This is a genomic window from Mycobacterium sp. TH-M82, assembly GCF_057473605.1.
The window spans coordinates 1-1,555 of record NZ_JBYCKY010000877.1 but is presented as its reverse complement, the minus strand read 5'-3'; the positions used below and the strand labels follow the sequence as shown (position 1 = coordinate 1,555).

General features: G+C 66.0%; 1 protein-coding gene and 1 pseudogene. Both read right to left on the bottom strand.

Annotated elements, in window-relative coordinates:
• Window positions 1–1,306, bottom strand: a 1,306-nt coding sequence (locus tag AC2VON_RS25490) for a replication initiator (RefSeq protein WP_486955303.1), incomplete at its 3' end; no start/stop codon positions are given.
• A pseudogene (locus tag AC2VON_RS25485) lies at window positions 1,303–1,555 on the bottom strand (FtsK/SpoIIIE domain-containing protein); the annotation flags it as partial. The pseudogene AC2VON_RS25485 and the gene AC2VON_RS25490, both read right to left, overlap by 4 nt.

Sequence of the window (1,555 nt, the reverse complement as noted above, 5' to 3'; positions counted from 1 at the left end):
AGAAGTGCCGGGATTTGGTGGTGATGTGCCCGCGATACCCGAGGGTGTGCAGCCAGCGCCCGATCCCCGCCACCGCGCCACTACCGTGTTCGGCCAGCTCGGCGATGGTGGCCAGGATAGCGCGCACATGCTCACTGACATCCAAGCCGGTGATCGCTTCGGCGGACAGGCGTCGCGCGGTGATCCCGAAGTCGTGCAACGATTTGGTGACGTATTTCGCTAAATAGGCGGCGACCCGGCGCGGTGAAAGCCGCGACGATGCGCTTGTTACTGTTCCCGGTACTGTGGGATCGTGTGCAGCCGTGCCTGTTTCGGATGCCAATGCTTGAATGTCGATTTGGGTGCCGAACCGCAGCGTGCGCACGCCGTCCCGGCGGGGGTCATCGCCGCCGGCGGGTATCTCGATGCGGACGCGATCGGCGGCCTGGTGAATCAGAGCGGTCAGCTCGGTGGCGGTGATCGGTGACGACCAGCCCGCATCCTTGCCGACTCTGGAACGGGGCTCCCCACCACCCCGAGGGGCGGCGGGGCCGTCACTGATGTGATCACCTGACGCGGTGGGCCGATCACCGGGTGGGTCGAGGCGGATCAGTGCGTGAATGTGCGGGATGGCACGCACTTGCAACTCCACCACCTTGACAAAACTAACCCGCACCGAATCCGTAGAAAAGCCAATGGCTTTCAGATGCGCGGTGATGGCGCGTCGTAGTGCGATGGTTAAGCGCCGCCACAGTTCGGGCAGATGCCACGTGAACAGCACATGCCCGAGATAGTCATAGCAGTCCGCGCACAGTGGCTGACCCACAACGGGATCATCAACGGCATGAATCGTGGTGCAGTGCAGCGGGTTTCCGTGACGGCAGTGCTGTGTCGTGACGCGTGGTGTGCGTGCGTGGCAGGTGGTGCCGGTGGCGTTGTGCACGGCCCCGTAGCCGGGTGCGGTGAGCGTGGCGAACACCTGCGGACGATCGGCAACCTCAGCAGGTACGTCGTGGTGGCCGCCGGCGGCGCCGGCGTGTACCAGCTGCCAGGTGTCGCGGGCATACAAATCTGCACACGACGGGCAGACGGTGGCGCGACGGTTGTTGCAGCGCGTCCACACCGCATGTTGGCGCCCGGCCGTGTCTGCGCCGACCAGCTGGATCGGGTGGGCGCAGTAGCCGACCGATTCCACCCGCCGCCACCACGACTCGAAACCGGGTGAGGAGGCGCGGCGGCACATCTGGCTGATCACCGCATCCGCATCGATAGTGGTGGGCAGGCCCGGCAGCACGATCACCGGGCCCGGCGTCGTCAAGCTGTTCACCGATTTCCCTGTTCGCCGGGGCGCCGTACCCGAAAAGTACGGGCCAAAACGCTGATGTCGCGGTCGGTGACGTGAAAGGCCCGGACCCGTGCCGGGTCGGCGGTGCCGTCGATCATCGCGTAGCCGATCCCCGGGGTGGCATCGGCGATCAGGTCGCATTCGGCGCCGGCATCGCGGGCTCCTTGTCCGAGCACCATCGCGGTCTGGGTGGCTTCGGTCATGCGCAGCCCGATGCGCACGGTGAACAGT